The organism is Peribacillus sp. NPDC006672 (genome assembly GCF_050274955.1).
Classification (GTDB): domain Bacteria; phylum Bacillota; class Bacilli; order Bacillales; family DSM-1321; genus Peribacillus.
Map to the genome: position 1 here is coordinate 42,421 of NZ_JBNNOR010000026.1, position 6,326 is coordinate 48,746.

Genomic DNA, 6,326 nt, shown 5'->3' on the forward strand with positions numbered 1-6,326 from the left:
CTTTAACATCATCTGTCTCCACCTAAAAGGTGATTTTCGATGTTCTACCATTTTTCTTCTTCTTCTTTCAATTTTATTCATTAGCATCATTTTGCCTTTTTGGGTTGCTATGTATGTTTTTCGACGGTCATTCTTATTTTCAAATAACTGAATAAATCCTGCATCTAGTAGTTTTTTAATTATATAATGATGATAGGTCGATAATAAACTTCTTAAATTTCAGTGATTTCACCTCTTTGGGGTTCTACCATTTTTTGGTTTTTAGTGAATATAAGGAAAAGACTAAACCCAAGTTAAGTAAAATCAGCAGATTTAGATATTTTTAGAAAACATCGAATGAATTACCATCAAGATAACGTAGCCCTGAATGGTTCCTTTACTAATAGTTTGTGAAATATTGTACTTAAACTAACAGGTGCGTTAGTTCATTAAGACAAAATAATGATTTTAAGCAATCAGGCGCTTATCCGTCATAAGGAAAGTGTCTTTTTTTATGGGGCAAATGATTGTGTAGTACAAGATAATAAGCAATAGGACGGTTGAGAGAGAACAGAATACAAAAACAAGAAGGATTTAATGAAAAGAGATTGCATTTATCAGTTATACAATTTTCATCATTCATAAATTCATTTTTTATTGACGTGTATATCATTAAACGATATATTATATTTAATGATATATCATTAAACGATATAATGAAATGTAGGTGATAAAATGGCAAGAAATGATTCGCTTGAGACAGGTGAATTAACGGATGCGTCATATTACATTCTGCTTTCTTTGATGGAGGCGAGACACGGTTATTTAATTATGAAAAACATTGAGGAAATGACAAATCAGCAATTTACGGTTGGTCCGGCTTCTATGTATACCACGATTAAGAAACTTTTATCTGCAGGAATGATTGAGCAGCTAGGGGAAGAGAAAGACAAACGCAAAACGTATATCGCGACAAAGCAAGGCATTGATTTATTAAGAAAGGATGTTCAGCGCCGTGAAGCAATGATCAGCCATGCGAAAAAAATTTTGGATCAGAGAGGGGAAGGTGCATGATGAAAAAGACAAAGTATGTGATGAGCGGTGGTTTGGCATTTGATGAAGAAAAGGATATGGCAAAGCTGGAAAGACTGGCTCGTAAAGGATGGATTTTTGACCGTTTTGCATTTATGGGCTATACACTTAGAAAAGCAGAGAGTCAGGAAGTTCAGTATTCGCTGGATTACCGCAAAAATGCTGATAGCGATTACTTCGCATACTTTGAAGAAGCGGGCTGGACACGTGTTGGTTCTTCAGCAGACTATATACATTTATTTAGTGCACCTCCAGGAATAGCTCCTATTTACTCAGACAGGGAAACAACGATCGAAAAATATGAAACCGAGAAAAAGGCAATGGGAAAGGGAGCTTTCATCATGATTCTTGTCTCCCTCTTATTTATAGCCGCCAATTATCTTGTTAACAAAATTACCTTGTTTAACGGAATTCAGGCAACTATGGATATTGTGTTGACTATTCTGTATTGCATTTCATTGATTGGATTGGTTTTTACAGGAATGCCTTATTTGGGATATTTATATCGAGTGAATAAGTTGAGAAAGATCGGTAGGAGATAATAATAGTTTTAATGTTCAACTATTTAGCACTTTCCTGTAACAAAGTGCTTATTTTCTTTTTGGGGTCAGGTTGTGGAACAACACCCTTAAAGTAAATTGGTTGTCTGTTTTAAATTTAAAGAGATTGTGAAGGAATGTACTTAAACTAACGGGTGCGTTATCGCCATAAGAAGGCCGCCATTTGGCGGCCTTTTGAACGTCCGATTCTTTACATTATTATTCATTCAAAAATTGAAGTGAAAAAGTATGCTTAAATGAACTAAAGGGGCAGGTTATTTTAATAATTGTTTTATAAATAAAGTCCATAATATACAAATCGATAATAGGGAATTATAATTCCATACCGTATAAGGGGACATAGTTGATGAAGAAAATAATGCAATTTACCTTACTATTGGCGACATTAAATCTTTCACCGATATTTGTTCAAGCTGACGAAAAACTAAATGATGAGCTTATGAAAATTGTTAAAGAATTTACTCCGTCGAATGCTTTACTTGTAAACCCTGAAAAACCTTTCTCCACTCAGTCAATTCAACTTTATGATTTTAACCACGATGAGCAAAAAGAAATAATCGCTACTTTTGAAATCAAAGCAAAAGAACAACCTAATCCTTCCCAGTTTGGAGTAATGGTGCTAAAGAAGGTTAATGATGATTGGCAAAAAGTTTGGGAAACAAAAGCTCAAGGAGTTGGTTTGGATTTTTCAGGTTTAGCTGATATTACTGGTGATGGTACAAAAGAATATTTATTCGGTGTTACAATAGGTGCAGCTGCAGGAAACAAACTTGAAATTTTTCAGTTTAGTGATAACTCATTCAAAAATATTGCAGATGTTCTTTATCATAAAATCGACCTTTTGAATGGTAATCAAAAAGAAGGTTTGGCGGTTTGGCGAAGGTATCTTGCTGATAGTTATTTAGTAGATGTATTAAAATGGAATAGTGAAAAATTAGTTCATGATAAAGAATTATATTCTAAATACTATCCTGTTATCGAAAAGTTTTATAACAATAAAATTTCAAAAATGAATGCGTGGTTTTACTGGTATTGCCTTGCAGATGCTCAAATTAAAGCAATTTTATTTGAAGAAGCTTCTAAATCAATCGAAAAAGGGAGTTTATTAGCAAAAAAGTTATCAATGCCGGAGGTAGTTCAGACCTTTAACGAATTAAGTGACAGACTGGAAGTAAAGAAAAAAAGGCTTAATAACTAACGGGTGCGTTGGCTGAAGATTAGAGCTGTCTTTATGGAAGCTTTTTCTTTATGCAACTATCGGGGAAGAATAGTTGTATAAGAAACCAAATTTTGTTAATGTTCCTTGATATAGGATAGAATTAATATATTAATACAAGATTATATTAGGAGGGAAACCATGAAAGAAAGTACAAAAAAAGAAATTTATTCTTGGGTAAAATCAATTGCCTTTGCTTTCATCATCACTTTTATTTGTAGACAATTTCTTTTTACACCTACAACTGTATTGGGAGCATCAATGTCGCCTACCTTTCAAGACAAAGATAGAGTAGTAATAAGCAAAACGACTGAAATTCAACGATCTGATGTGATTGTATTCGATGCGCCAGATATTGATGGTAAAGACTATATTAAGAGGGTTATAGGTCTTCCTGGAGATAGTATTGATATGAAAGATGATGTGCTCTATATTAATGGAAAAGCCGTAGAAGAACCGTATTTAATTGCAAATAAAGAAGATAATCCATTTATTAAACTGACAGAGGACTTTTCATTGCAAGAAAAAACAGGAGAATCCAAAGTGCCTAAAAACATGTTATTTGTGATGGGGGATAATCGTTTAAAGAGTAATGATAGCAGGAGTTTCGGATTAATTTCCTACGACTCGATTGTTGGAGAAGTGAAATTTCGATTTTATCCATTAAAAGAAATTGGCATACCTAAATAATAGTACAAGTAGAAAAAATGATAGTTCCATTGAAGTGGTGCCTTAGCACAAAAAGCATCATCAAAACCATCAAACTTTTTTTAATCGCTATAGCAATTTGTAAGTAATGAATCCATTTTGATCAAGCTTTTTTCAAAATGGATTCTTTTTATTTATCGATAAATTTGGTTTTGCGAGGTGTTTTTGAGGCAATTTTTTAGAATAAGTGATTTACAATTGGAATATTATGTTAAAGTTAAAGCGAGCAGAGCTGTTTTTAGGGTATTGATGGTGAGCGTAATGGGGGAAATGATTATCTATCTTCGTGAAAAGTCCTCTGATTCATTAAAACTAAAACAGTTTGCACAACCTGCTCTAGAGTACCCACTTTCATATGTACTAACCACCGAGTTAGGTAGCGTCTTGGGAGTGATGATGGGAATAATTATCCTGATGGTACTGCACGACCGCCGGAGAGCAATGAGCAGTTCTAGAAGGAAATAATGTTCTAATATTGAATTATATTTATAAAAGAGAAAAGCATAAATTTATAGTTAATTTGAGGGTATCATTTATCATTACTTATTATACATTTGACATTTATTTAAGTATCCAATGAAAAAATGAAAGAAATCTATCGGGGCAGTTTAGTTGAAGAAGGAAAATGGAATTATTGTGTGAAATTAATAGAGGCAATGTCAGGGGGAGAATTTTTGTTAATACATCAAATCGATGACGAAGTATCTTTGAGGTTATTCAATGAGGGTGACGCTGAAGAGTTTTTCAATTTGATCATTAGTTCAAAACCTTATCTCAAAGAATGGCTTGGATGGCTTGATTACGTAGAAAAGGTAGAGGACACTGTTGAGAACATAAAATCTCGACTACAGAGCTTAGTAGAAACTGGAGGGTATCCAAAGTCAGTTGCCATCATTTATAGAGGTGAAATAGCAGGAACTATCGGATTTAATGAAATAAACAAGGCAAGTAAGATTGGGAGCATCGGCTACTGGCTGGGAGAAAGTTTTCAGGGAAAGGGCATAATGACAAAAGCGTTTAAGGCTTTTATTGATTACGGATTTAGAGAACTTGGGCTAAATCGAATTGAGGTTAGCATAGCTGTTGAGAACAAAAAAAGCCGAGCACTTGCAGAACGGCAGGGTTTTATAGAAGAAGGAAAATTAAGACAAGCAGAATGGCTATATGATCATTATGTAGACCATATTATTTACGCAAAACTCGCTGAGGAATGGGAATGAAAAATAATAGTTCCTTGTTCAACTAGGAGCTTTACTTCATTACCAGGAGCTGATCAGCAGCTCCTTTTCTAATGGACTAACGGGGCAGTTTACTTCAATATGGAGTAAGTGTTTTTTTAGAAAAAAAAGGAATTTCAATTGATTATTAACAATATAAATTGTTATAATTAGTACCAGGTATTAATACTAACTTCTAATAAATATATGGGGTGAGCGTATGATAGGGGCGAGAATAACAGCTATCGGGACATATGTTCCAGAAAAAAAATTAACAAACTTTGAACTTGAGCAAATGGTCGAAACAAATAATGAATGGATTATTCAAAGAACAGGGATTCATGAACGAAGAATAACCCGTCCTGATGAATTTACCAGTGATTTATGCGTATCTGCAGTAAAAGATTTAATGCACAGATATAATAAAAAAGTCAAAGATGTAGATATGATTATTGTGGCAACAAGCACACCAGATTTACCATTCCCGTCTGTCTCAAGTATCATACAGGACCAATTAAATATATCCCAAACAGGTGCCATAGATTTAAGTGCAGCGTGCGCAGGGTTTGTTTATGCAGTACATACAGCACACAGTTTAATTTCTTCTGGGCTCCACAAAAAGGTACTAGTTATTGGAGCAGACACACTCTCGAAAATTACAGATTATACAGATAGAAATACATGTGTTTTATTTGGTGATGGTGCTGGTGCGGTATTAGTTGAAAGAGATGAACAATCAAAAAGTTTCATTGGATTCCATTTAGGAAGTGATGGGAGAGGAGCACAACATGTATATCGGCCTGGACTATCAAAAAAAATCAATGGGATTGAGTTAATAGATACTCAATACCTTGTACAAAATGGTAGAGAAGTTTTTCGATGGGTTGTAAGGAATGTTCCTGAGAGTATAAGACAGATATTAGAAAAAACGCAAACGAGTTTAGACCAAGTTGATTGGTTTATACCTCATAGTGCTAACTTAAGGTTGATAGAGCCAATTTGTGAAAAATTAGCATACCCAATGGAAAAAACGCTTTATAGCTTAGTCAACTTTGGAAATACCTCTGCTGCAACCATTCCTTTAGCTCTTGATCTTGGTATCCGTAAGGGAAAAGTCAAAAATGGAGACCGAGTTCTTATGTACGGATTTGGATCTGGATTGGTTCATGCTGGACAACTTTTAGAATTAAATTTTGACGAACAAATTAATACTCCTACTCCGTTGTGATGTTACTAAGTAATCATTTAGCTAAATAGTGATTGATGATTAGGGATGTACTTATTGAAAAACTGCATTTCTTATTCACTGCTATTGAGGAACTTAAAACTTTAAATTTTCTGTGGAGAAGAATATTTTATGACGCATAAACTTTATCCTCGAGAAAGATTGTGAAACATTCTACTTAAACTAACGGGTGCGTTAGCTTTTGATCGGAGCTGTCTTTAAGGCGGCTTTTTCTTAGTGTGCCAGGCATGGCAACTATCTAGGTGGTGAAAGTCCACTGTGGGGGTACACATCGACCAACCACTAAGGAAGCGCAAGGTACTTATCGT

General features: G+C 34.4%; 6 protein-coding genes. All 6 read left to right on the top strand.

Features of this window, described 5'->3' with window-relative positions; translation table 11 throughout:
• Positions 1-714: 714 nt before the first annotated feature.
• On the top strand, positions 715-1,053 hold the full coding sequence (locus ACQKKK_RS24625) for a PadR family transcriptional regulator (RefSeq protein ID WP_289338234.1): 339 nt from the start codon (positions 715-717) through the stop codon (positions 1,051-1,053).
• Positions 1,050-1,613, top strand: a complete 564-nt coding sequence (locus ACQKKK_RS24630) for a DUF2812 domain-containing protein (RefSeq protein WP_427619758.1) — start codon at positions 1,050-1,052, stop codon at positions 1,611-1,613. The genes ACQKKK_RS24625 and ACQKKK_RS24630 overlap by 4 nt, the downstream gene beginning before the upstream one ends.
• Before the next feature lie 364 nt (positions 1,614-1,977).
• Positions 1,978-2,829, top strand: coding sequence for a hypothetical protein (locus ACQKKK_RS24635; RefSeq protein ID WP_427619759.1), 852 nt, complete (start codon positions 1,978-1,980; stop codon positions 2,827-2,829).
• 159 nt (positions 2,830-2,988) lie between these two features.
• Positions 2,989-3,537, top strand: coding sequence for a signal peptidase I (gene lepB / locus ACQKKK_RS24640; protein WP_427619760.1), 549 nt, complete (start codon positions 2,989-2,991; stop codon positions 3,535-3,537).
• Positions 3,538-4,229: 692 nt separating this feature from the next.
• On the top strand, positions 4,230-4,775 hold the full coding sequence (locus tag ACQKKK_RS24645) for a GNAT family N-acetyltransferase (protein WP_427619761.1): 546 nt from the start codon (positions 4,230-4,232) through the stop codon (positions 4,773-4,775).
• A 217-nt stretch (positions 4,776-4,992) separates the two neighbouring features.
• The gene (locus ACQKKK_RS24650; RefSeq protein ID WP_427619762.1) at positions 4,993-6,000 is read left to right on the top strand and encodes a ketoacyl-ACP synthase III; all 1,008 of its coding nucleotides are present in this window, start codon (positions 4,993-4,995) and stop codon (positions 5,998-6,000) included.
• The last annotated feature ends 326 nt before the right edge of the window (positions 6,001-6,326 follow it).